Source organism: Bacillus sp. V26 (genome assembly GCF_034296245.1).
Classification (GTDB): Bacteria; Bacillota; Bacilli; order Bacillales; family Bacillaceae; genus Bacillus; species Bacillus halotolerans.
On sequence record NZ_JAXKQF010000007.1, the window covers coordinates 144,589 to 170,452 of the forward strand.

20 protein-coding genes are annotated in these 25,864 nt (G+C 46.9%); 15 read left to right on the forward strand and 5 right to left on the reverse strand.

From position 1 onward, the window contains the following. Positions 1–49 precede the first annotated feature (49 nt). Positions 50–1,159 (forward strand): FAD-dependent oxidoreductase, encoded by a 1,110-nt coding sequence (locus UJ203_RS18205; RefSeq protein ID WP_322013006.1) that lies wholly within the window; start codon positions 50–52, stop codon positions 1,157–1,159. Positions 1,160–1,192: 33 nt separating this feature from the next. Here UJ203_RS18205 and UJ203_RS18210 read toward each other — a convergent pair whose 3' ends face one another. Further along, positions 1,193–2,263: a DUF3900 domain-containing protein gene (locus tag UJ203_RS18210; RefSeq protein ID WP_322013008.1), complete on the reverse strand. Its 1,071-nt coding sequence runs from the start codon at positions 2,261–2,263 to the stop codon at positions 1,193–1,195. A gap of 148 nt (positions 2,264–2,411) precedes the next feature. Between UJ203_RS18210 and UJ203_RS18215 the strand changes: the two genes are divergently transcribed. The 7 genes from UJ203_RS18215 to UJ203_RS18245 all read left to right on the forward strand — a co-directional run bounded on the left by UJ203_RS18215 (position 2,412) and on the right by UJ203_RS18245 (position 13,030). After that, on the forward strand, positions 2,412–5,600 hold the full coding sequence (locus UJ203_RS18215) for a bifunctional cytochrome P450/NADPH--P450 reductase (RefSeq protein WP_322013010.1): 3,189 nt from the start codon (positions 2,412–2,414) through the stop codon (positions 5,598–5,600). 454 nt (positions 5,601–6,054) lie between these two features. Beyond that, positions 6,055–7,974, forward strand: coding sequence for a lipoteichoic acid synthase LtaS1 (gene ltaS1 / locus UJ203_RS18220; RefSeq protein WP_024120525.1), 1,920 nt, complete (start codon positions 6,055–6,057; stop codon positions 7,972–7,974). A 240-nt stretch (positions 7,975–8,214) separates the two neighbouring features. After that, complete coding sequence (locus UJ203_RS18225) at positions 8,215–8,979, forward strand: glucose-1-phosphate cytidylyltransferase (protein ID WP_322013013.1); 765 nt, start codon at positions 8,215–8,217, stop codon at positions 8,977–8,979. Positions 8,980–8,985: 6 nt separating this feature from the next. Further along, a complete protein-coding gene (locus UJ203_RS18230; protein WP_024120527.1) occupies positions 8,986–9,954 on the forward strand; it encodes a GDP-mannose 4,6-dehydratase in 969 nt (322 codons plus the stop codon). 22 nt (positions 9,955–9,976) lie between these two features. Beyond that, complete coding sequence (locus tag UJ203_RS18235) at positions 9,977–10,888, forward strand: putative nucleotide-diphospho-sugar transferase (RefSeq protein ID WP_103672164.1); 912 nt, start codon at positions 9,977–9,979, stop codon at positions 10,886–10,888. Between the two features lie 28 nt (positions 10,889–10,916). Next, positions 10,917–12,080, forward strand: coding sequence for a glycosyltransferase family 2 protein (locus tag UJ203_RS18240; RefSeq protein ID WP_322013017.1), 1,164 nt, complete (start codon positions 10,917–10,919; stop codon positions 12,078–12,080). Between the two features lie 14 nt (positions 12,081–12,094). Then, positions 12,095–13,030: a putative nucleotide-diphospho-sugar transferase gene (locus UJ203_RS18245; protein WP_227599279.1), complete on the forward strand. Its 936-nt coding sequence runs from the start codon at positions 12,095–12,097 to the stop codon at positions 13,028–13,030. A gap of 29 nt (positions 13,031–13,059) precedes the next feature. Here UJ203_RS18245 and UJ203_RS18250 read toward each other — a convergent pair whose 3' ends face one another. From UJ203_RS18250 to UJ203_RS18260, 3 genes are all read right to left on the reverse strand, one after another. Then, positions 13,060–14,292, reverse strand: a complete 1,233-nt coding sequence (locus UJ203_RS18250; protein WP_059293863.1) for an MFS transporter — start codon at positions 14,290–14,292, stop codon at positions 13,060–13,062. A 120-nt stretch (positions 14,293–14,412) separates the two neighbouring features. After that, on the reverse strand, positions 14,413–15,123 hold the full coding sequence (locus UJ203_RS18255; RefSeq protein ID WP_322013021.1) for a YjjG family noncanonical pyrimidine nucleotidase: 711 nt from the start codon (positions 15,121–15,123) through the stop codon (positions 14,413–14,415). 103 nt (positions 15,124–15,226) lie between these two features. Beyond that, positions 15,227–16,612 (reverse strand): amino acid permease, encoded by a 1,386-nt coding sequence (locus UJ203_RS18260; protein ID WP_106022429.1) that lies wholly within the window; start codon positions 16,610–16,612, stop codon positions 15,227–15,229. A 248-nt stretch (positions 16,613–16,860) separates the two neighbouring features. On the opposite strand from UJ203_RS18260, the gene yfmT reads away from it, so the two are divergent. The 7 genes from yfmT (at position 16,861) to UJ203_RS18295 (ending at position 24,232) form a co-directional block, all read left to right on the forward strand. Next, complete coding sequence (gene yfmT / locus UJ203_RS18265) at positions 16,861–18,318, forward strand: benzaldehyde dehydrogenase (RefSeq protein WP_024120534.1); 1,458 nt, start codon at positions 16,861–16,863, stop codon at positions 18,316–18,318. 468 nt (positions 18,319–18,786) lie between these two features. Beyond that, entirely contained in the window at positions 18,787–19,191 is a 405-nt protein-coding gene (locus UJ203_RS20945) for a methyl-accepting chemotaxis protein (RefSeq protein WP_369888597.1), read from the forward strand. Positions 19,192–19,325: 134 nt separating this feature from the next. Then, entirely contained in the window at positions 19,326–21,215 is a 1,890-nt protein-coding gene (locus tag UJ203_RS18275; RefSeq protein WP_322013026.1) for an ABC-F family ATP-binding cassette domain-containing protein, read from the forward strand. A gap of 124 nt (positions 21,216–21,339) precedes the next feature. Then, positions 21,340–21,786, forward strand: a complete 447-nt coding sequence (locus tag UJ203_RS18280) for a YfmQ family protein (protein WP_044163571.1) — start codon at positions 21,340–21,342, stop codon at positions 21,784–21,786. A gap of 124 nt (positions 21,787–21,910) precedes the next feature. After that, positions 21,911–22,333: a MerR family transcriptional regulator gene (locus UJ203_RS18285; RefSeq protein WP_024120538.1), complete on the forward strand. Its 423-nt coding sequence runs from the start codon at positions 21,911–21,913 to the stop codon at positions 22,331–22,333. Between the two features lie 67 nt (positions 22,334–22,400). Continuing rightward, positions 22,401–23,591, forward strand: coding sequence for an MFS transporter (locus tag UJ203_RS18290; RefSeq protein WP_322013029.1), 1,191 nt, complete (start codon positions 22,401–22,403; stop codon positions 23,589–23,591). Positions 23,592–23,791: 200 nt separating this feature from the next. Next, on the forward strand, positions 23,792–24,232 hold the full coding sequence (locus UJ203_RS18295; protein WP_322013031.1) for a hypothetical protein: 441 nt from the start codon (positions 23,792–23,794) through the stop codon (positions 24,230–24,232). A gap of 37 nt (positions 24,233–24,269) precedes the next feature. On the opposite strand, the gene UJ203_RS18300 is transcribed toward UJ203_RS18295, so the two are convergent. Further along, positions 24,270–25,826, reverse strand: a complete 1,557-nt coding sequence (locus tag UJ203_RS18300; RefSeq protein WP_322013033.1) for an ABC-F family ATP-binding cassette domain-containing protein — start codon at positions 25,824–25,826, stop codon at positions 24,270–24,272. Positions 25,827–25,864: the final 38 nt, after the last annotated feature.

The window sequence follows — 25,864 nt, forward strand, 5'->3', positions numbered from 1 at the left end:
TAGTTAGGTGCCTAACTATATATAGAGAACTGAAAAGGTGGTTATCAACATGAAACATATACTGATTGCGGGGGGCGGAATCGGCGGGCTGTCGGCAGCCATTTCTCTCAGTAAAGCAGGTTTTTCCGTCACCTTATGTGAAGCGGCTGCAGAAAACCGCAAGACCGGCGCAGGGATTCTGCAGCCGCAAAACGCACTGGCGGTGTTAAAGGAGCTGGGCGTATTTGAAGAGTGCTGCGAGCATGGATTTCAAACAGCATGGTTTAAAACATTTGATAAGCAGGGAAATCTATTATTCAAAGTCAGTGAGTCTTTCTTAGATGATAAGCTTCCGGGCCGCAATAATATTCTGCGAAAAACGTTAAATGATATTCTCATCAAGCATGCCGAAGCTTCGGGTGCAAGGATCTTGTGGGGGAAAAAGATTGTGGCTTATGAAGAAACGCCTGAAGCGGTTACCGCTGTATTTGATAATGGAGAAAAGATGCAGGCCGACATTCTGGCGGGCTTTGACGGCATTCATTCCATTGTGCGGGATGCCATGCTGCAAAAAGAAATAGAAAAAGAGTTTCTCGGCATGGGGGCGTGGCGCTTTTATATCGAGTTTCCTGATTATACCTTTGAGGACGCGACATTGATGTACAGAAGCGGAGAGACACAAATCGGCGTTGTGCCTTTGGCGGAACACGCAGGCTATGTTTTCGTCCTTCAGCCTTGCATGAGCGATTATTGGGATGAGGAAGAGACCCGGTTTGATAGAGTAAGAGAGATTCTCTCTGGCTTTCCGGGGCTCAATTTTGTTACAAAGCATATGTCAAAAGAGCATCCTGTCATTTTTAATAAACTGGAGCAGGTTGCAGTGCAGGAGCCATGGTACAAAGGACGCGTCGTCATCGGGGGAGACGCCGCCCATGCCGGAGCGCCGACCCTCGCACAAGGAGCGGCAATGGCCATCGAGGATGCCATGGTCCTCGCCGAAGAACTCAAAAACCACGACGGCATCAAAACCGCATTTCATGCATACTACGAAAGAAGAGCGCCAAGAGCGCTCAAAGTGCAGGATTTATCCTCAGAAATCGTCCGCCGCGGGCTGAAAGGCCAGCCGGGAGCGGAAGAGCTGATCGGGGAGTGTTATGAGGTGTTGAGGGAAGGGTATTAAATAGGAAAAGTCCAGAATTGAATTCTGGACTTTTTATTCTTGCTCTGTTTTATTCCGTATCCGCTCAATCACCTCATACAGTCCTTCAGGCTTATAAAACTCCACCGGCGAACTGCCCTTCTCAAACGAAATCGTCTCGGCTTCAATCAGCGCGACATAGCGACCGTTCACCTTCGCTAGGTGAATCGATTCGCCAAAATCAGCTAGCAATCCCTTAATCTCGGTTTCTCCGACTTTCATTTTCAGCTCGGCTTCCGGCGTGTGCTCGATGATCTGGGCGGAGGCTTCGATCACTTGATGTGTGTCGAGGCGCTCTTGGATTTCCCGCTTTTCGCTGGCTTCCCAGATTTCGATGTCTTGTTCAAACTGCTTGAGCTCTTCACTGTTGTCCTCAAATGTCTCATAGACGTGCTCCTGCACCATGTTCATGACCTGGGTTTTCATGATTTCCGGCATTGATTCGCCGTACTCAACGAATTTCAGGAAATCCTCGAAATAGCGGGCGTGCGAGGCTTGGTGGATTTTCAGCTCGCCTTCCTCGACCATTCCTTCCTCCGGCATGAACGGGTATTGGATGCTCTTCATGTTTTTTGTCGTGATGGCCATTTCGACTTTTTTAATGAGGGAAGAAGCGTCTGAGATGCGGGCGACCTTCGGTTCAAAATCACATTTCATAATGAAGACAAATGACTCGTCGAAGTACTTTCTCGGCACAGCCGAAGCGACTAAGAACACACCGCCGCGGACCGCGCTTGTATCAAGGTACGTACGGACGAACTGTTCGCTCAGCTCATTAAAGTCCTCTTTTGTTTCCGCCAGGCGCGCGCGGTTGAACATGTTGTAGTTCGGGTTGGAATCCAGCTCGTGGCCGGGTTCGACGATAAAATGGCCGATTTTCGTCGGCACCTGCTCGGATTGCGGATGGCGGTCCGCTTTCCGTTTGACGATTTTTTTCAGCTCTCCGTCAAGAAAGTCCTTCAGTTCGCTTTCTTCAAATTCCTCTGTATCAAGGGTCTGGAAGTGCTTGAATTGCTTGTTTGCCTGCTCATCCTTGCCCTCCACCTGTATGACGTAAAAGGATAAAAATCGAATTTCAAAATCCATATATGAACTCACCTTATTTGCGTATTGTACAGCTTCTCAAGTATAGAAAAAACAATGATCAGGCGTCAATCAGAGAAATGGAATAATCGTCACCATGAAAGGGAAATGTAGTCAGATAGAAAGCATTACATATGAAAGGAATGGTTCGATGAAGGAAATAAGCCCGATTCCTCAGCCGAAGACGTTTGGACCGCTCGGCAATCTTCCTTTAATTGATAAAGATAAACCGACCCTGTCACTGATCAAATTGGCGGACGAGCAAGGCCCCATTTTTCAAATTCACACACCGGCGGGCACGACAATTGTGGTGTCCGGCCATGAACTCGTGAAAGAAGTTTGTGATGAAGAGCGTTTCGATAAAAGCATTGAAGGCGCTTTGGAAAAAGTTCGCGCGTTTTCCGGTGACGGATTGTTTACAAGCTGGACGCATGAGCCCAACTGGAGAAAAGCGCACAACATTCTGATGCCGACGTTCAGCCAGCGGGCCATGAAGGATTATCATGAAAAAATGGTCGATATCGCTGTTCAACTGATTCAAAAGTGGGCCAGGCTCAATCCGAATGAAGCAGTCGACGTCCCTGCGGATATGACCCGGCTGACGCTGGACACGATCGGGTTATGCGGATTTAACTATCGTTTTAACAGCTACTACAGAGAAACGCCTCATCCGTTTATCAACAGCATGGTGCGCGCGCTGGATGAAGCGATGCACCAGATGCAGCGGCTTGATGTTCAAGATAAACTCATGGTCAGAACAAAGCGCCAATTCCACCACGATATTCAAACGATGTTTTCGTTAGTCGACAGCATTATTGCAGAGCGCAAGGCGGATGGGGACCAGGATGAAAAAGACTTGCTCGCCCGGATGCTGAAAGTGGAAGATCCGGAGACCGGAGAAAAGCTTGATGATGAAAACATCCGTTTTCAGATCATTACATTTTTAATTGCCGGCCATGAAACAACGAGCGGCCTGCTTTCGTTTGCAATCTACTTTTTATTGAAGCATCCCGACAAATTGAAAAAGGCGTATGAAGAGGTCGACCGGGTGCTGACGGATGCAGCGCCGACCTATAAACAAGTGCTTGACCTGAAATACATCCGGATGATTTTAAATGAATCATTGCGTCTATGGCCGACGGCTCCGGCTTTCAGCCTTTATCCGAAGGAAGATACGGTCATTGGCGGAAAATATCCGATCACAACCAAGGACAGAATTTCTGTCTTGATTCCGCAGCTTCACCGCGATCAAGACGCATGGGGAGAGGATGCTGAGGAATTCCGTCCAGAACGGTTCGAACATCAGGACCAAGTCCCTCATCATGCTTACAAGCCGTTCGGGAATGGCCAGAGAGCCTGTATTGGCATGCAGTTCGCCCTGCATGAGGCTACACTTGTGCTGGGCATGATTTTAAAGTATTTCACTTTGATTGATCATGAGAATTATGAGCTTGATATCAAACAAACGCTGACACTTAAGCCCGGTGATTTTCACATCCGGGTTCAAACGCGAAATCAGGAAGCGATTCATGCCGGCGTCCCGTCTGAGGAAAAAGCGGCGCACGACGATGAACAAAAGGGCAAACAGGAAACGAAAAGTGCATCGGTTATCGGTCTCAACAACCGGCCGCTTCTCGTACTGTATGGCTCTGATACCGGCACCGCGGAAGGCGTCGCCCGGGAGCTTGCAGATACAGCCAGTCTTCACGGCGTAAGGACTGAGGTGGCGCCCTTGAACGATCAGATTGGAAAGCTGCCGAAAGAGGGAGCCGTTGTGATCGTCACCTCTTCCTACAATGGAAAACCGCCAAGCAATGCGGGGCAGTTTGTGCAGTGGCTTGAAGAAATACGGCCAGATGAGCTTGAGGGTGTCCATTATGCGGTGTTTGGCTGCGGAGATCATAACTGGGCAAGCACGTATCAGTATGTACCCCGAACCATTGACGAGCAGCTAGCGGAAAAAGGGGCGACCCGTTTTTCTGCACGCGGAGAGGGCGATGTGAGCGGCGATTTTGAAGGACAGCTTGACCAGTGGAAAAAAAGCATGTGGTCGGACGCCATCAAAGCCTTCGGACTCGAGCTTAATGAAAACGCTGATAAGGAGAGAAGCACGCTGAGCCTTCAGTTTGTCAGGGGGCTTGGAGAATCCCCATTAGCCCGGTCGTATGAAGCGGTTCACGCATCCATTGCGGAAAATCGTGAACTCCAGTCCGCAGACAGTGGGCGCAGCACCCGCCATATTGAAATTGCGCTGCCTTCTGGCGTCGAGTACCGGGAGGGCGATCACCTTGGCGTTCTGCCAAGGAACAGCCGGACAAATGTCAGCCGGATTCTTCACAGATTCGGCTTAAAAGGAACTGACCAAGTCACACTGACGGCAAGCGGGCGCAGCTCGGGGCATCTGCCTTTGGATCGGCCTGTCAGCCTGCATGATCTGCTCAGCTACAGCGTCGAGGTGCAGGAAGCGGCAACAAGGGCGCAAATACGCGAGCTGGCCGCATTTACCGTCTGTCCGCCTCATAAACGTGAATTGGAAGATATGACAGAAGAGGGCGTTTATCAGGAACAAATTTTGAAAAAACGGATTTCCATGCTGGATCTGCTCGAACAATATGAAGCATGTGAAATGCCGTTTGAACGGTTTTTAGAGCTTTTACGCCCGTTAAAACCGCGGTATTATTCGATTTCAAGCTCTCCGCGGGTGAATCCGGAACAAGCCTCGATAACTGTAGGCGTTGTGCGCGGGCCGGCTTGGAGCGGACACGGCGAATATCGCGGAGTGGCATCGAATGACTTGGCGGAGCGCAAGGCGGGAGATGATGTCGTGATGTTTGTCCGCGCACCGGAATCCCGATTTCAGCTCCCGGAAGACCCTGAAACACCAATCATCATGGTGGGGCCGGGAACAGGGGTTGCGCCATTCCGCGGATTCCTGCAAGCCCGGTCAGCTTTAAAATGCGAGGGAAAAACGCTCGGCGAAGCCCATCTTTATTTTGGCTGCAGAAATGACCGCGATTATATTTACCGGGATGAGCTTAAGCAGTTTGAACAAGAAGGAATTGTTACTGTGCACATCGCTTATTCCCGTAAAGAAGGCATACCGAAAACGTACGTTCAGCACCTCATGGCGGAACATGCGGAAACCTTAATTTCGATCCTCGACCGCGGCGGCCGGCTTTATGTATGCGGTGACGGCAGCAGGATGGCGCCTGATGTGGAGGCCGCGCTGCAAAACGCGTATCAGTCTGTTCATGGCACCAGTGAAGAAGAAGCGCAAACATGGCTCAAACATCTGCAGGAAACAGGCATGTATGCAAAGGATGTCTGGTCAGGGATTTGATTGTTTTTACAAAGGGCTGGAAAGATCCAGTCCTTTTGTTATGTCCTTTTTAAAAAAAATGTGATCTCGCTAAACGTCTGTGCATACAATAACCACAGTCCGCCTGATGGGCGGGCTGTCCTTAAGACCTATTTCTCGTTTTTGCTAGTTTATGTTATTCTTATACTCGGTATCTATTTCTTTTTTTCCAAAAGCGGGCATGACAAAAGAAACCTTTTTTATTTACGAGAAAAAAAGTGAAACGAATTGAGGGCTTCTTTCGTCCAGTGTTTGGTTTGAAATAGGTGTAATAGAAATGGTATGGTGCAAAACGTAAATATCCCGGTATAGCGCGGTATATTTATTTGTTGTGTGATGCCTTGATTTTGTTTGGAAAGAAGGAATTGGAAGACAGGATAAAAGAGAAGGTAAAAGTAAATAAAGACTTAAAGTGTTTAAGAAAGTAGAGGTTGCCATGAAGAAACTTTTTTCTTACAAACTTAGCTTTTTTGTGTTGGCTGTTATACTGTTTTGGGCAAAAACGTATTTATCCTACAAAACAGAGTTTAACCTTGGGGTAAAAGGCACAACCCAAGAAATCCTTTTGGTGTTTAACCCGTTCTCAAGCGCCGTCTTCTTTTTAGGACTGGCTTTGCTTGCGAAAGGGCGAAAATCGGCTATTATCATGCTGATTATTGATTTTGTGATGACGTTCATTTTATATGCAAATATTTTATTCTATCGTTTCTTTGATGATTTCTTAACGTTCCCGAACATTAAACAGTCCGGCAACGTCGGCAACATGGGAGACGGTATTTTCAGCATCATGGCCGGTCATGATATTTTCTATTTCTTAGATATTATCATCTTGATTGCGGTACTGATCTGGAGACCTGAATTCAAAGGATTCAAAATGAAAAAACGTTTTGCGTCTTTGGTGATTCTTTCCGGGGTCGCACTGTTTTTCATCAACCTGCATTTTGCGGAAAAAGACCGCCCGCAGCTGCTGACAAGAACGTTTGACCGCAATTATATCGTAAAATACTTAGGTCTTTACAATTACACCATTTATGACGGTGTGCAGACGGCTCAAACAGAAACGCAAAGAGCGTATGCAAGCAGCGATGATCTGACAAGTGTCGAGAATTACACGACGTCACATTACGCGAAGCCGAACGCTGAGTACTTTGGTTCTGCCAAAGGCAAAAACATCATTAAGATTCATCTGGAAAGCTTCCAGTCGTTCCTGATTGATTACAAGCTTAACGGTGAGGAAGTTACGCCATTCTTAAATAAACTGGCCCACGGCGGCGAAGACGTCACGTACTTCGATAACTTCTTCCATCAGACAGGTCAGGGTAAAACATCTGATGCCGAGCTGACAATGGATAACTCGATCTTCGGTCTTCCGGAAGGCTCCGCATTTGTAACAAAAGGCGAAAACACATACCAGTCGCTTCCTGCGATTTTGGATCAGAAGGAAGGCTATACAAGCGCCGTCCTGCACGGTGACTACAAATCGTTCTGGAACCGCGATCAGATTTACAAACATATCGGCTATGACAAATTTTTCGACGCAAGCACGTATGACATGTCAGAAGAAAACATCATTAATATGGGGCTCAAGGATAAGCCGTTCTTTACAGAATCGATTCCAAAACTTGAATCTCTGAAAAAGCCGTTTTACGCGCATTTGATTACCTTGACAAACCATTATCCGTTTAACTTGGATGAAAAAGACGCGACGATTAAGAAAGCGACGACTGGCGATAATACAGTCGACAGCTACTTCCAGACTGCCCGTTACCTTGACGAGTCCCTTGAGCAATTCTTCAAGGAACTGAAGGAAGCAGGTCTGTATGACAACTCAGTCATCATGATTTACGGTGACCACAATGGGATTTCTGAAAACCATAACCGCGCGATGAAAGAAATTCTCGGAAAAGAGATCACAGATTATCAAAACGCGCAAAACCAGCGTGTGCCTCTGATGATCCGCATTCCTGGCAAAAAAGGCGGAGTGAACCATACGTATGGCGGCGAAATTGACGTCATGCCGACACTTCTTCACTTGCAAGGTATTGATTCTGAGAAATATATCAACTTCGGTACCGATTTATTCTCTAAAGACCACGACGACACAGTGGCGTTTAGAAACGGCGACTTCGTAACGCCGAAGTACACATCTGTCGACAATATCATCTATGATACGAAGACAGGTAAAGAAGTAAAAGCGAATGAAGATACGAAGAACCTGAAAACGAGAGTGACACAGCAGCTGAAGCTTTCAGACAGTGTCCTTTACAAAGACTTGCTGAGGTTCCACAAACTCAGTGACTTTAAAGCCGTTGATCCTTCTGATTATCATTACGGCAAGGAAAAAGATATCGAATAAGACAAAGAAGAGCCTTGAGCGGGCGCATTGCCGCGCTCAGGGCTCTTTTTTTGTGTGGTTATATAACCAAGTTGAAAAAATAGATTCCATTTGGTCACCAAGGCCGCCTCTCTCTCATATCATTACAGTAGATTTTGAAACCGGTATTGGAATCGGACAAATTATCGGGGAAATGCCTTGATAGATTGTAAGGAGGTACCAAGGTTTCGAACTCAATATTCATAGAGATGAGGGGTAGAGATGAAAGCGGTCATTCTCTGCGGCGGAAAAGGAACGAGAATGAGTGAGGTCACGAATGAACTTCCTAAACCGCTCGCCATGATAGGCGGAAAACCGATTCTATGGCATATTATGAAAATCTATCAGTACTACGGAGTGAACGAGTTTATTCTGCTTTTAGGCTACAAAGGAGAAAAAATCAAAGAATATTTTCTGAACTACGAATGGAAGCACAACAGCCTCACGCTCGACAGTTCTACAGGAGAGGTGCAGATGCTGGGACAGCCTGAAACGTGGAAAATCACATTTTTGGAGACAGGGGAAGACACGCTGACAGCCGGAAGAATCTTGCAGGCGAAGGACTACATCGGCGATGAAACGTTTATGCTCACCTATGGGGACGGGCTGGCCAATATCAATCTTTTTCATCTCATCAGCTATCATCAGACAAAGGGTGCTGCCGCGACTGTCACCGGCATTGATAAAGTCTCGCAGTTCGGCACCTTAACGGTTGAGAATGGCATAGCGAAAACATTTTCTGAAAAGACATCGAGTGACGGCATCATCAATGGCGGATTTTTCGTTCTCAATCCAAAGGTTTTCGATTATTTGCCGGAGGACGGAAACGCCATGTTCGAAGATGAACCGCTGAAGAACCTTGCGAAAGACGGTGAACTTGCCGTGTATCGCCATTACGGATTTTGGACGGCAATCGATACGTATAAAAATCTTTTGGAAGTCAACAAGCTGTGGGATCAAGGACAACATGTATGGAAGGTATGGTGAACTGATTTGAGTTTCTGGAAAAATAAAAACGTATTTGTCACGGGTTGTACAGGTCTTTTAGGAAGCTATTTGGTGAAAGAGCTGATCGAACAGGGCGCAAACGTGACGGGGCTTGTCAGAGATCATGTGCCTCAGTCCAACCTATATCAGGGAGAACATGTGAAGAAAATGAACATCGTGCAGGGCGCTCTTGAAGACTTGCCTGTGATTGAACGCGCACTTGGCGAGTATGAAATCGACACGGTGTTTCACCTCGCTGCACAAGCGATTGTCGGCGTTGCGAACCGCAACCCGGTTTCCACCTTTGAGGCGAATATTCTCGGCACGTGGAATGTTCTTGAGGCCTGCCGGAAGCATCCGTTAATCAAGCGTGTCATTGTCGCGTCAAGCGATAAAGCATACGGCGATCAAGAAAACCTTCCGTACGATGAAGATATGCCGCTGCAAGGCAAGCATCCGTACGACGTATCGAAAAGCTGCGCGGATCTGATCAGCCATACGTATTTTCACACCTATGGCCTGCCGGTCTGTATTACACGCTGCGGAAATCTGTACGGCGGCGGGGATTTGAACTTCAACCGTATCATTCCGCAGACGATTCAGCTTGTGCTGAACGGGGAAGCTCCTGAAATCCGCAGCGACGGCACCTTTGTCCGCGACTATTTCTATATTGAAGATGCCGTTCAGGCTTATCTGCTTCTGGCGGAGAAAATGGAGGAACACAATCTCGCCGGGGAAGCCTTTAACTTCAGCAATGAGATTCAGCTGACTGTGCTTGAGTTAGTCGAGAAAATATTAAAGAAAATGAACAGCAATCTAAAGCCGAAGGTGCTGAATCAGGGAAGCAATGAAATCAAGCACCAATATTTATCTGCGGAAAAAGCGAGAAAGCTGCTGAATTGGACACCTGCTTACACCATTGATGAAGGACTTGAAAAAACCATTGCGTGGTATACAGAATTCTTCAAAAAGTAACGCGAAATGAGGTGAACATACCGTGACGAGCGCCTATTGCACCGTTTTATCAAAAGGAAGATTATATCAGGCAGTCGCCTTATTTAAGTCTTTAGCGCAAGTCGATCAAGACAGCCCCATTTTTACGCTTTGTATGGATGATGACACGCACCGCGTATTGCAGAAATTGAATCTGAAGCAGCTGACACTTGTACCGGTGGCAGCGCTTGAAAATGAAACGCTCCTGAAGCTGAAGGATACACGGGATCAAAGCGAATACTGCTGGACGATGAAGCCGATCTTTCTGCAAGCTGTGCTGAACAGCAATCCTGAACTGGAACGGGTGACGTATATTGACGGAGATTTATTTTTCTACACCGATCCGTCACCGATATTTGCGAACCAGCCGGACTGCTCGGTGCTGCTTTCCCGGGGCGATATTATCATCCCTTCCTTTGAAAGAGAGCAAATTGATATGCTGCAGCGTTTGTTAGGCAGATATAACTCGGGCTTTATCAGCTTTAAACATGATAAAGCAGGAACGGACTGTCTGGAGTGGTGGAAGGAGCGCTGTCTTGAGGAGTGTAAAAATGCGCCGGGTGAAGGGAAATTCGGGGATCAGGGCTATTTGGATTATATGTCTGAGCTGTTTCCGAATGTGTGTGACATTACGACACCAGGTGTGAACATCGGCCATTGGAATTACGGACAGCATACGTTTTCCTGGAAGGATGGCCGAATTGTGCTGGAAGATGGAAATCCGCTGATCTTCTATCATTTCAGCGGATATCGAATCGTCAGCATCAATGAAATCAAACAGATTCACGAAACAACACGCACAGACCTGCCGTTCGTGCATGAGCTGTACCAGCAGACCCTGCCGCATATCATTCAGCATATCAAAGCGCTTGACCCTGAATTTAACGGTTTTGCTTCAAAAGATGATAACAAATAAATGATTAAATACAGGAAGTGAAAATGAAGTGAAAGCAAGCGTTATTATTCCTGCATATAATTCAAAGGAGCGCCTCTATAACAGCCTTCTGTCTTTAAATCAGCAGGAGTGCGATGACGAGTTTGAGGTCATCGTAGCGGATAATGGCTCTGAGGACGGAACGCTCTCGATGCTCAAATCGTTTCAAGCGGACTTTCCGTTGATTTTTGTACGGATTAAAGAAAACAGGGGCATTGCATACGGAAGAAATCAGGCGGTCCGCAATGCCAGAGGAGATATTTTGATATTTCATGACAGCGATATGCTTGCTGCCAAGGATCTTGTGGCAAAGCATATCAAAGCGCATGAAAACGAAGAGAATCTTGTCGTGTGCGGTTTATTTTGGAAAAGGATCTACAGCTATTATTATGAGCGCTTTGAAGATGAACATAAGAAGCAGCTCGCAAAATTATATGATGAAATGCCGAAAAAAGACAAACAAAAGCTTCTGGCGGAAGCGGATATCAAAAACGAAAGCTTTCTGGATCAAAGCTTTGACCTTGATACCGATTTTATTGACGTGCTGAAGCGGATACTGGATGAATACGGCGATGACTTAAAGGGCTACCATATGCCGTGGCGTTTTTTTATCACAAACAATTCATCAGTAAAACGAAAGCATGTGGCTGATCTCGGTTTGTTTGACGAAGGCATTGTGCGGTACGGGTTTGAGGATTATGATCTTGGGATCAGGCTCCATCAGGCCGGACTCACGTTCAGGCTGCATCGAGATATTGTCAGCGTTCATCAGGAGCACCCGAGCAATTGCCAGTCAGTAGACGATATCAGAGCAAACATTGCCTATATGTGCGACAAATATAACAACATTCAGTCATTAGACGTTCATCTTGCCTTTAACGGCCCATTCCCTCCGGACATGACCAACAGGATCATGGATGATATTCATAAGCTGCTGGACTCGAAGAAATACGACATGCTGCTGCATCTGTTTCTTGAGCTGCTCCATGTCGTGAAGGATCGCAATCTGGACCCGGATTGGCAGAAAAAAACACCGCGGGTGACTGCGAAAAGCTTTGATTTGCAAGCCGTTCAAAAGCTTCTGCCAAAAGCGAAGAAGAAGCTTGGCGTGAACGATTTTGCCAATGCACTGTATGCGCTTGTCAATGATTTACTGCACGTGGATCTTAGATAAATGGATGTGGTATGGTGAGTCAATTTCATTTTTCAACAATAGTGTCAAGGACGCACATCTTTAAACTGATGCCTATGATTCATTCCCTCCATGAGCATTGTGATGATTTTCATTTATATGTGCTGTGTGTCGATCAGAAGGCATATGAATTGCTTCAGCACGTGCCATGGGAGCATGTCACCTTTGTGCAGCTTCATGAAATGGAAGATCCGGAGCTATTGGAAGCGAAAAGCAACAGAACGTTCCATGAGTATTGCTGGACACTGAAGCCCGCATTTTTGTTCCATGTCATGAGTCAGTGGGATGACGCCGAATATTATGCCCATATGGATACCGATCTGTTTTTCTTTTCTGATCCAGCGCGTATTTTTGCCGAAAACCCGGCGGCTTCACTGTATTTGACCGATCACCGCAACTCGCCGCGGTTCATGTCTTATTATGAGCGAACCGGACGGTTTAACACAGGCTTTGTCGGAGCCCGGAATACGGAAGAAGCCTATAAAGCGGTGTGGCAGTGGAGACAGGATTGCATTGAATATTGCACGGTGGAAATGAATACGAAAAGAAAGACGTACGGTGATCAAAGGTATGTGGAGAAGTGGCCGGCGCAGTATCAGGGTGTGCATGTTGTCAAATCAACCGGAGCCAATACGGCGCTTTGGAATATAGAAAACTATAAGGTGACTCAAAAGGACGGCCGCGTTTATCTAGATGAAACGCCGCTGATTTTCTATCATTTTTCCGGATTCACATTGGTGACGGAGAACGAATTTAATCTTTGCTGGTATTACCGCATTGAAGACGAAGCGACAATTGAAATGATTTATATGCCTTATATATTAAACCTGAAAAGGTGGATTGACGAAATACAGTCGGCATTTCCGGACTTTGCGGACGGCTTTATCCCGAAGCATGCGGTGCCGGACACTCATTTTATACAGCTTGATTAAAAAACCCCTGCCAGGTGGCAGGGGTTTTTTCAGCTATGCCATTCTCTCAGTTTCTGATCACTCGGCAAAAGAAACGCAAGGATGCCAAGAATCGGGAGAAACGCAATGGCAATCATGGTCGGGGTCAGTCCCGCAGCATCAATGAGAGCGCCAAGGGCCACAGCTCCGATTGCTCCCATACCGAAGGCGAGGCCGACGGTTAAACCGGACATCGTGCCAATCTTTCCGGGGACAAGCTCCTGTGCATACACAACCGTTACGGAAAAGCTCGACATGAGAACCAAGCCGATCAAAGCGAGTACGCCATAGGCCAGAACCGGGCCGGCAAATGGAAGCAGAATCGCCAGCGGCGCTGAGCACAGCAGTGAGCCGAGAATGACAACTCGTTTTCCAAAACGGTCTGCGAGCGGGCCGCCGAGAAAGGTTCCGACAGCGCCAAACAGCAAAAAGACGAAAATATAGCTCTGAGCCTGCTGAATGCTTACGTGATATGTATCCATCGCGTAAAACGTGTAAAAGTTGCCGATCGCACTCGTATACCAAGAACGCGCGAAAATCAAAAAGATAATAATAATAAGAGCGGTTATAACGGACTTGGTGACAGACGAGTTTTGTTCAGCGGCTTTCTTTTGGGTGCCCTGCTTCTGTGCAAGACTGCCGAGCCGAGCGGCGTACCATTTTGCAATATAAAGCAGAAACATAACGGCGAGCGCGGCTACAAGTGTAAACCAGACAGCACCGAATTGTCCGAGCGGAACAAGGATCAGCGCGGTAATCAGGGGCGCCATCGCTTGGCCTGAGTTCCCTCCGACCTGATAAATGGACTGGGCAAGCCCGCGTTTTGTGCCGGCGGCCATATAAGCCACACGGGAGCCTTCCGGATGAAAAATAGCAGAGCCTAATCCGATGAAAAACACACAGCACAAGATCGTCACAAATGACGGGGCAAATGCAAGGCCCAATATGCCGAGCATGCTGGCAGTCAGCCCGATCGGCAGGGCGTACGGCCGCGGCCGTTTATCCGTATACCAGCCGACGACAGGCTGCATGACGGATGACACCATGTTTAACGTAAAAGCGATGATGCCGAGCTGTGTGAACGTCAAACTCATGGAGCGTTCCAAAATCGGGAACATGGCCGGAATCACAGCCTGAAGCGAATCGTTGAGCATGTGGCAGATTCCGATGATAAACAAAATCGGATACACGGTGGTGCCCGGTTTTTGAACAGGTTTTTCCTTCAGCGGGGCGGCAATAGCCAAATGATTCTCCTCCTAACATATATCACCAATGCATACCACCATATTATTCATAAGGTGAAGGATTTATCAAGAGGAAAAAAGACTCCTTCTGGAAAGAGCAGCGCCCGCCGCCAAAAAACATTAACAGTTGATGATTGTATTTTCGATTTTCAGAATATAGTATAGCTCTTCAAGATTACGGATGTGATACGTTGGCACAACCTCTGTTTCAGTTAGATTCATGCCAGGGTTAAGCCAGCACGTATCAATTCCGGCGAGCTGTCCGCCTTTGATGTCCGCTGTCAGCGAATCGCCGATGATTAAGGTGTGCTCCGCTGAAAAATGGGGAATCCGTTCAAACACATAGTCGAAGTACTCTTTCATCGGCTTTTGAAAACCTGTGTCTTCAGAAACGAAAATGTCCTTAAAGAACGGAAATAATCCTGAATCTCTGAGACGCTTATATTGAGTACTGGAAACGCCGTTTGTCACGATATACAAATCAAAATGCTGTTCCAGTTTTGCGATGAGATCAAAAGCCCCGTCCATAAGCTGGTGCCCTTCTTCAAGAAAACGGCGATATTTCTGGTCTAGCAGCACTCCGTCTGCTTCATAGCCATATTCCTTGAACAAAGCGGAAAAGCGGGTGGTCATCACTTCATCGCGAGTCATGTTTCCGCCTTCAAAGGCTCTCCAGAGGCCTTGATTAATTGTTTGATAACGGGATTCCATTTCATCGGTAAGCGGAATGTTCTGATCTTCAAACAGCAGGCGCAGCGCTAATTTTTCTGCCGCTGTAAAATCCAAAATGGTATTATCTACATCAAATAATAAAGTGCGGTATGGTTTCAAGGCTTGTCTTCCTTTCTATATGTGTACTCAAAGTATAGCACACGCAAAAACGAAAAAAGCCGGCGGATTGGACGTTTGAAATGTCCGCACCGACGGCTTACAATTATTTGTTTAATAAGCTGTGTTTTTTTGCATAAAGGAAATAAACGATCGTTCCGACGGCGATCCAGATGACAAATGAAAGCCATGTGATGCCTGGAAGGCTGTACATAAACCAAAGGCATATTCCAGCGCTGATGATTGGCACAACCGGAACGAACGGCACCCTGAAGGAGGCTTTGATTTCCGGGTGTTTTTTTCTTAACACAATCACAGCGATCGAAATAACTGTAAATGCCGCAAGCGTTCCCATGTTTACAAGGTGCGCAAGTGTGCCGAGATTAATAAATCCTGCGATCCCTGCCGCGACGATTCCTGTCAGCCATGTGTTGCGGAAAGGCGTTTTGAATGACGGATGAATCTTTGCGAACAATCCCGGCAAAAGACCGTCTCTGCTCATGGCAAAGGTTAAACGGACCTGGGCATACAGCAATGCGAGCATCACTGTTGTGATTCCGATGATAGCGCCGACAGAAATAATTCCCGCAACCGCATCCTGGCCGACGAATTTAAGCGCAAAGGATACCGGGTCACCGACATTTAATTTGGCATAAGGCATCATACCTGTCAAAACAAGCGATACCGTGATGTACAAAATGGTGCAGACGGCCAGAGCTGAAATGATGCCGATCGGCATATTTTTTTGCGGATGCTTCACTTCTTCTGAAGCGTTGGAAACTGCGTCAAATCCGAGATACGCGAAGAAAACCGTTGCCGCGCTCACAATGACGCCTTTCATTCCAAACGGCATAAAAGGAGTCCAGTTATCCGGTTTGACATAACCGAAGCCGACAATAATGAACAATAAAATAATTCCGATTTTCATCAGCACGATCACGTTGTTGAAGCGTGTACTTTCTTTGACACCTCTGCTGACAATTGCAGTGATGATGAGAATAATGACCGCAGCCGGAAGGTTAAACACGGCGCCCGGCGAGCTTCCCGGAGCTCCTGTCAGCGCAGCCGGAATATGAAAGTTAAAGCCGGCGAGCAGCGATTGAAAGTATGAAGACCAGCCTGTGGCAACCGCCGACAGCGCAATGACATATTCAAGCATGAGATCCCATCCGATTAAAAAGGCGAGCAGCTCTCCAAGTGTGATATAGGAGTATGAGTAAACGCTTCCTGAAATCGGAATCGAAGACGAAAACTCAGCATAACAGAAGGCGGCAAGCGCACAGGCGAGACCCGCTAAAATAAACGATAAGATCAGGGCAGGACCGGCACCGGTCGCGGCCACAGTTCCTGTAATAACGAAAATCCCAGTGCCGATGACACACCCGATACCGAGAAGTGTTAAATCAAATGCGCTTAAAGTACGGGCGAGGCTTTTTGACTGGCTCTGCGCATTTAATGTTTCAAGCGGTTTTTTTCTAAATAATGAACTCATAAAAAAGTTCCTCCTGGAAAATTCAAAATATTCTAATCATTATATACATTTCTCGTTGTATTATATTGTCGAAATTTGACGGCGTCAATCATATATTTTTCTGCTTTAAACGATAGAAGCTAAAAAGCGTTGGCGTATCATAATATAGTAATTTTTACAAACGGGATATTGAATTTTGCTGATGGTGAACCGATAGAAATGATAGATTGGCCATATTTTGATTTGCTGTTAAAAAGGAGATGCTGACCATGTTTCAATATGAAGAATTAAACAAACAATTTATTGGCGGAAAATGGCAGGAGGGCAGCAGCCCAAATGTATTGGAAAACAAAAATCCTTATACTCAAAAAACAATCACATCCTTTCAAAAAGCGACTGCTGATGATGTGGATGAAGCGTACCGGGCAGCGGCTTTGGCAAAGAAAAAATGGGATGCGGTCAACCCATTCGAGAAAAGAGCAATCTTAGAAAAAGCCGTTACGTATATCGAAGAGAATGAAGAAGCCATCATTTATTTGATTATGGAAGAGCTGGGCGGAACAAGGCTGAAAGCAGCTTTTGAAATCGGACTCGTGAAAAATATCATGAAAGAAGCGGCGACGTTCCCTGTCCGTATGGAAGGGAAAATTCTTCCTTCTACAATAGACGGCAAGGAAAACAGATTATATCGCGTACCGGCAGGCGTTGTCGGTGTCATCAGTCCTTTTAACTTCCCATTCTTTTTATCTATGAAATCAGTAGCGCCGGCACTCGGAGCAGGCAATGGCGTCGTTTTGAAGCCGCACGAAGAAACACCGATTTGCGGCGGTACGCTGATTGCGAAGATTTTTGAAAGCGCGGGCGTTCCGGAAGGACTGCTGAATGTTGTTGTCACTGACATTGCAGAAATCGGTGACAGCTTTGTCGAACATCCGGTGCCGCGGATCATCTCATTTACAGGATCTACGAAAGTGGGGAGCTACATCGGCCAGCTCGCGATGAAGCACTTTAAAAAGCCGCTTCTTGAGCTTGGCGGAAACAGCGCCTTTATCGTGCTTGAAGATGCGGATATCGAATATGCAGTCAATGCGGCAGTGTTCAGCAGATTTACCCATCAAGGCCAGATTTGTATGTCAGCCAATCGCGTACTGGTTCACTCATCAATTTATGATCAATTCCTTGAGCTGTATCAGGCAAAAGTGGAATCGCTGAAAGTTGGCGACCCGATGGACCCTGATACGATTATCGGGCCTTTAATCAACAGCAGGCAGACTGACGGGTTAATGAAATCTGTTGAGAAAGCGATTGAAGAAGGGGCTGTTCCAGTGAAGCTTGGCGGATTTAACGGGACGATCGTGGAGCCGACCATCTTAAAAGACGTGAAACCGTTTATGAGCATTGCAAAGGAAGAGCTGTTCGGGCCAGTCGTCTCCTTCATGAAGTTTGATTCAGAAGACGAAGCGGTGGATATCGCGAACGATACCCCATTTGGCTTAAGCGGAGCCGTGCATACCTCAAATCTTGAACGCGGCGTGGCTTTTGCGAAACGCATTGAAACGGGCATGATCCATGTTAATGACACGACGATTAATGATGAACCGAATGTGGCCTTCGGCGGCGAAAAGCAATCTGGCCTTGGCCGATTAAATGGCGAGTGGAGTCTTGAAGAATTTACGACGCTGAAATGGATTTCGGTTCAGCACGAAAAACGCAGCTTCCCTTACTAATAAAAGGAGTGATTGGAATTGAGCATAAGAACGGAAAATGAAACAGCAGATCTTCTAGACGCATTTGTGAAAGTAGCCCCTTATTTAAACAGCCTGGTTCAGGATGATATTACAATCGGCATTTATGATACGGAGAAATTGCTGGTCAATATTCCGGCAAAAACCTTTTCCCTTAACGTAAAAGCCGGAGATCCGCTGCAGGAAGGGGATATCATCACAGACGCGATCCGCAGCAATCAGAAAAAAACGAGCATGGTGCCGAAAGAATTGTTCGGCTTTCCATTGATCGCACGCGCCATCCCGCTTCATGACCAGAACGGAAGAGTGATTGGGGGAGTGGGCCTCGGCACGAGCCTTGAGGAGTCCTCTAAGCTTCATGATGTAGCGGAAAGCTTATCGGCAGTTGTTGAACAAACGGCTGCGGCCATTTCCGATATTTCTGAATCAATTAACGGATTCTCATCGCAAATGTCGGGCATTTCCTCACAAGCGAAAAAGGTAAGCGAAAGCGCGGGAGAAATCGCCGATATTTCAGTAACCGTTAAAGGCATTTCTGACCAGAGCAATCTGCTCGGTTTAAATGCTGCGATTGAAGCCGCACGGGCAGGGGAGTCCGGAAAAGGATTTTCTGTTGTAGCGGATGAAATCAGAAAGCTTGCGACGCATTCGAAAGAAAATGTCGGCCAGATCGATCAGATCACGAAAAAAATCCACAGCCTGTTAAAAGGGCTGGAAGAATCGATTGAATCGATTAATCAGCATACTGACGGACAAGCTGCTGCTGTTGAACAGATTTCCGCCACGATGCAGGAGATCTCAGGCAGTGCGCAGCATCTCGCTAAAATGGCAGAAAAAGCGCTTGAAGAAGAGTAAGAGACTGGGGACAGAGTCCCCGGTCTTTTTTTTTGTCCGGTATTTCCATGAAATTTGTCTGCTCTTTTACTAGTTTTATTCCAGCGGCTGATTTAAAATGTACACATGAACTTACGTGAGGATTGATAGGAACCATGAGCATACTAAAAGCGGAGAACCTTTACAAAACATACGGAGATAAGACGTTATTTGACCATATCTCCTTTCATATTGAAGAGAATGAGAGAATCGGATTAATCGGGCCTAACGGCACCGGAAAATCAACGCTGCTGAAAGTGATTGCCGGCTTGGAATCTGTTGAAGAAGGCGACATCGCCAAATCCGGCAGCGTGCATGTTGAATTTCTTCATCAGGACCCGCAGCTGCCTGCCGGACAAACTGTACTGGAGCATATTTATTCCGGTGAATCGGCTGTCATGAGAACGCTCCGTGAATATGAAAAGGCGCTCTATGAACTGGGAGAAGACCCGGAAGATGAAAAACGCCAGAAACACCTGCTGGCTGCGCAGGCTAAAATGGATGCAAACAATGCGTGGGATGCGAATACCTTGGCGAAAACGGTGTTATCGAAGCTGGGAGTAACTGACGTGACAAAGCCTGTCAACGAGCTCTCAGGCGGACAGAAAAAACGGGTGGCGATTGCGAAAAACTTAATCCAGCCCGCCGACCTCCTGATCTTAGACGAGCCGACGAACCATTTGGATAATGAAACGATTGAATGGCTTGAAGGGTATTTGGCGCAATATCCAGGCGGCGTCATGCTGGTGACGCACGACAGGTACTTCTTAAACCGCGTGACAAACCGCATTTATGAGCTTGAACGGGGCAGTCTCTATACCTACAAAGGCAACTATGAAGTCTTTTTGGAAAAGCGCGCGGAACGGGAAGCGCAGGCCGAGCAAAAAGAAACGAAGCGGCAAAATCTGCTGCGCCGTGAACTGGCCTGGCTCAGACGCGGAGCGAAAGCACGCTCCACAAAACAAAAGGCGAGAATCGGCAGGGTAGAGTCGCTTAAGGAGCAGAAAGGCCCTCAGTCAGCCGGCTCGCTCGACTTTGCGATCGGCTCCCATCGTCTTGGAAAGCAAGTAATCGAAGCGGAGAACGTGATAATCGCTTATGGAGGAAACGTGCTTGTCGATCGATTCAATGAACTGGTTATACCAGGTGAACGAATCGGGATCATCGGGCCGAACGGCATTGGGAAAACAACACTGTTAAACAGCCTTGCCGGACGAATCACTCCTGACGGCGGGCATATTACGATCGGCCAAACAGTAAGAATCGGCTACTATACCCAGGATCACAGTGAAATGAACGGTGAGCTGAAGGTGATTGAATACATTAAAGAAACAGCGGAAGTCGTGAAAACAGAGGACGGCGATATTGTCACCGCTGAACAAATGCTTGAGCGCTTCCTCTTCCCACGCTCCATGCAGCAAACCTATATCCGCAAGCTGTCCGGTGGAGAAAAACGGCGCTTATATTTGCTTCAGGTTCTGATGCAGGAGCCGAATGTGCTGTTTCTCGATGAGCCGACGAACGACTTGGATACAGAAACGTTAAGCGTGCTTGAGGATTATATTGAACAGTTCCCTGGCGTTGTCATCACCGTATCCCATGATCGCTACTTCCTTGACCGCGTCGTAGACCGTTTGATTGTATTTGAAGGGAATGGCGTGATTTCACGGTTCCAAGGCTCCTACAGCGACTATATGGAGCAGGCCAAAGCGAAAAAAACGGCTGAAAAACCCGCAACAGAAATCAAACCGGCTGAAGCGGAACCGAAGAAAAAACGGAAAAAGCTTTCTTACAAAGACCAGCTTGAATGGGACGGCATTGAAGATAAAATTGCCGAGCTTGAAGAAAAGCATGAACAGCTCGAAGCGGATATCGCCGCCGCGGGCAGTGATTTCGGGAAAATTCAAGAGCTGATGGCCGAGCAGGCAAAAACAGCGGAAGAGCTTGAGGCAGCGATGGATCGCTGGACGGAATTGTCCCTCATGATAGAAGAGCTAGAAAGCTAAAAAAGTGCGGCCGCAGCAAGGCTGCACTTTTTTTCACATAATGTACAAAAACGAAACGGCCAGCTTATGATAGGATGGAATTGTGTGTCAGCGGCACACGGAAAACTAACGGAGATGATGAAGTATGACATGGGCTATCGTGATGTTAATCCTCATGAGTCTGGTGAAAATCGTATTAACCTGCCTGCCAACAGGCGTCATAGAATGGCTGCTCAGCAAATTCGAGGTTCACGCCAAGCTGAACGACGAAGATGCTGTTCTCTCTCTAGATGGAAAACGGCTCGAGGGTGAAGAGAAAAGGCACATGATCGATCAATTTAACGAAGCTGTCTTCCTGGAGAAATATTATATTTATCCAGGCGACGAAGAGCGTTATTTATACCCTGAAAACGGCGGAACACCGCTCGTGATAGATACGAAAAAAGGCAAAAAAGATGTAAAGCTGTTTGTGTACAGCTACGATGACCATATCGATGTCGTGAAACAGTACAAGAAGAAGGTTATCGCGTATCGACTGCTTTCTGAAAGCATGCAAAAGCAGTCTTTGTCAGTGACAGGGAGCCTAGCTTAAAATAGGATAATGAAAGACGGGTGCTTTATGTACTCGTCTTTTTTATTATATTTTAAAACTTAACGTTTACGTTAAGGTCCGAAAGGTGTATAATAATAACAGAACAGGCGAAGGGGGATTTACCATGGAATGGATGAAGATTGATCAAGTTGCCAAAAGAAGCGGGCTTACAAAGCGGACCATTCGGTTTTATGAAGAAATCGGCTTGATTCCAGCACCGAAACGGACGGAAGGCGGCGTTAGACTTTATTCAGAGGATGATATGGAAGAGCTTGAGAAAGTGATCAGCACAAAGGAAGTGCTTGGCTTTTCCCTACAGGAGCTTCAGCATTTCATGGAAACCAGCCGCCAGCTTGAGTTAAACAAAGAGGGGTATTTGTTGTCACTGGATCCAAAGGAACGGAAAGAGAAGCTGGAGGAAATTCAGGAAACGCTGAATCACCAGCTGGATTTGATTGATGAAAAAATCCGCACATTCCAAAGCTTTAAGGAACGTCTGCACGGGATGAAAGACAAAGCGGAACATGCCATTCAATCAATCGAATAAAACGTTTGGTAAACGCTATTTTTTTGTAGCGTTTCTTTTAATGGAATAAAAATGGAGGTCAGATCAAATGGACAATACAAAACAAGTGAATCAGAAGACAGGTTTGCTGAATCAGCCGAAAGCTGTATGGGCTGTCGCGTTTGCCTGTGTGATTTCCTTTATGGGAATCGGGCTGGTCGATCCTATTCTTCCGGCGATTGCCGCACAATTACATGCTTCACCTAGTGAAGTATCACTCTTATTTACAAGTTATTTGCTCGTTACCGGATTTATGATGTTTTTCTCAGGAGCCATTTCCAGCAGGATCGGCGCAAAATGGACGTTAATTCTCGGACTTATTTTTATTATTATCTTTGCAGCGCTTGGCGGAAGTTCAAGCTCAATTGCTCAGCTTGTCGGCTATCGCGGCGGCTGGGGACTAGGTAATGCTTTATTTATTTCAACAGCGCTTGCGGTCATTGTCGGCGTGTCTGTCGGCGGCAGCGCTCAAGCGATTATTTTGTATGAGGCGGCGCTCGGACTCGGGATTTCCGTCGGACCGCTTGCAGGCGGAGAGCTTGGAAGCATTTCATGGCGCGCGCCGTTCTTCGGGGTATCTGTCCTGATGTTTATTGCGTTAATCGCCATTTCTTTGATGCTGCCGAAATTGCCTAAACCGGCGAAGCGCGTTGGGGTATTTGACGCCATGAAGGCACTCAAATATAAAGGCCTGCGGACAATGGCGGTATCGGCTTTCTTATACAACTTTGGATTTTTTATTTTGCTCGCTTATTCTCCGTTCGTTCTGGATTTAGATGAACACGGCCTTGGGTATGTTTTCTTTGGCTGGGGACTTCTGCTGGCGATTACGTCAGTCTTTACGGCGCCGCTCGTGCACAAAGCGCTGGGTACAGTGCGTTCCTTGGTTGTTCTCTTTATCGCCTTTGCGGTCATTCTGATCATCATGGGCATCTGGACAGAGCATCAGGCGTTGATTATTACATGTATCGTTGTGGCCGGTGCTGTCCTTGGTATGGTCAACACGATCATGACAACAGCTGTCATGGGCTCTGCGCCGGTTGAACGTTCAATCGCGTCTTCAGCCTACAGCTCAGTCCGCTTCATCGGCGGAGCGATCGCTCCGTGGATTGCGGGAATGCTGTCAGAACACTTCACAGCAAGCGCGCCGTATACGGTTGGCGGAATTGTTGTTCTTGTCGGTATGCTTGTGCTTCTGCTAGGTCGTAAACATCTTGCCGGAATTAAGGCAGGACATTAATAAGGAAAGACACTGCTAAGGTGCAGTGTCTTTTTTATTTGCTTAATCTTCCCTTCATAATGGTATGATCGTATTTCCCGCCAGATAGCCATTAACATATTTTAAACCCTTTATTATGAAGTGAAATGGCATGCAAGGATATGTTTTGCAATCGGTTATAATCTAATCATAATGGAATCGACGCGAGAAAGGACATCCTGATGACACAATTTTACTATTTAGCCGCTAAAACGCCTTTAGAAACCGGTTTTTTCAGTCAGCCCTCCGGCTACTCCCGGAAAGGGCATCCGCTCCGGTCAGGTATCGACGCGGCGGGCATTTATCTTGAGGAAGCCGAGAATGTGTCTGTGCATTTACGGTTGTCTTATCAAATAATAGTTCATGCTGAAGAGGGATCATTTTCCATGCATAAGGCAAAGCCTGACGCATATGACCTGAAGTGTTTACACATGCTTTATCAATACATACACAGCGTTATGAAAAACAGTTTTTCGGTTGAATGGTTCACTGCATGGGCTGATGAGGAAGACCTTGAACTGTCTGCCAAAAGAGAGTTGACACTTGATGAATTCACCTCGCCATTGCAGCTCATTTTAAAAGACAGAGAGCTTTTGAGAATCGTTCAGAAAAAATGGCAGTAAAAAACCCGCCCTTCACCAGGCGGGTTTTTTCGTAACATTAAAGCACTTTTGTCGTCCAAGACTCGCAGTTCCATGTTTCTGTCGCGATGTCCATATAGAAATCAGGCTCGTGAGAAATAAGAAGAATGGAGCCTTTGTATTCTTTGAGGGCGCGCTTGAGCTCTTCCTTGGCGTCGACATCCAAGTGGTTTGTCGGCTCATCGAGCACCAGCAGGTTGGTTTCCGAATTGATCAGCTTGCATAATCTGACCTTCGCTTTTTCGCCTCCGCTTAATACGGAGACGCGGCTTTCGATATGTTTTGTCGTCAGTCCGCATTTTGCCAGAGCGGAGCGGATTTCATACTGTGTATAAGAAGGGAATTCGCTCCAAACTTCTTCAATACACGTATTGTTGTTTGTTTCCTTGACCTCTTGCTCGAAATAGCCGGTAAAGAGGTGCTCGCCTCGTTCAACAGAGCCTTCGAGCGGCTGGATTTCGCCAAGCAGGCTTTTCAGCAATGTCGTTTTCCCGATCCCGTTTGCGCCGTAAAGGGCGATTTTTTGGCCGCGCTCCATGCGGAGGTTCAGCGGACGTGAGAGCGGGGAATCGTAACCGATCACGAGATCCTTCGTTTCGAAAACCAGCTTTCCTGATGTTCTGGCTGGCTTGAAGTGGAATTCAGGTTTCGGTTTTTCCGCCGCCAGCTCGATCATATCCATCTTGTCGAGTTTCTTTTGGCGGGACATCGCCATGTTTCGCGTGCTGACCCGGGCTTTGTTGCGGGCAACGAAATCCTTCAGCTCCGCGACTTCCTGCTGCTGTTTTTTGTAGGCCGCTTCAAGCTGCTGTTTCTTCACCTCGTAGACTTCCATAAACTGATGATAGTCGCCGACATAGCGTGTCAGCTCCTGATTTTCTACATGATAAATCAGGTTGATGACGCTGTTTAAGAACGGAATGTCATGGGAAATCAAGATGAACGCATTCTCGTACTCCTGCAGGTAGCGTTTCAGCCATTCGATATGCTGCTCATCAAGGTAGTTGGTCGGCTCATCGAGAAGCAGGATTTCCGGTTTTTCGAGAAGCAGCTTGGCGAGAAGCACTTTGGTGCGCTGTCCCCCGCTCAGATCAGTAACATCACGGTCAAGTCCGATATCACTCAAGCCAAGTCCGCGTGCAATTTCTTCCACTTTAGAATCAATCACATAAAAATCATTGTTCGTCAGCGCGTCTTGAATAACACCGACGTCTTCAAGAAGCTTTTCAAGCTCGTCAGGATCAGCTTCGCCCATTTTGTTATAAATCTCATTCATTTCTTCTTCCATTGCAAATAAATAATGGAAAGCGTCTTTCAGCACATCACGGATGGATTTTCCTTTTTCAAGCACAGTATGCTGATCGAGATAGCCGACACGGACGTTTTTTGACCATTCGACTTTTCCTTCATCAGGCTCAAGCTTTCCGGTAATAATATTCATGAAGGTTGATTTTCCTTCACCGTTCGCGCCGATCAGACCGACGTGCTCGCCTTTTAAAAGACGGAAAGATACATTATTAAAAATGGCCCGGTCACCGAAGCCGTGGCTTAAGTCCTTTACAGATAAAATACTCATGTTTACACCTCTATCGTTTATCGAACACGCTGTATGGC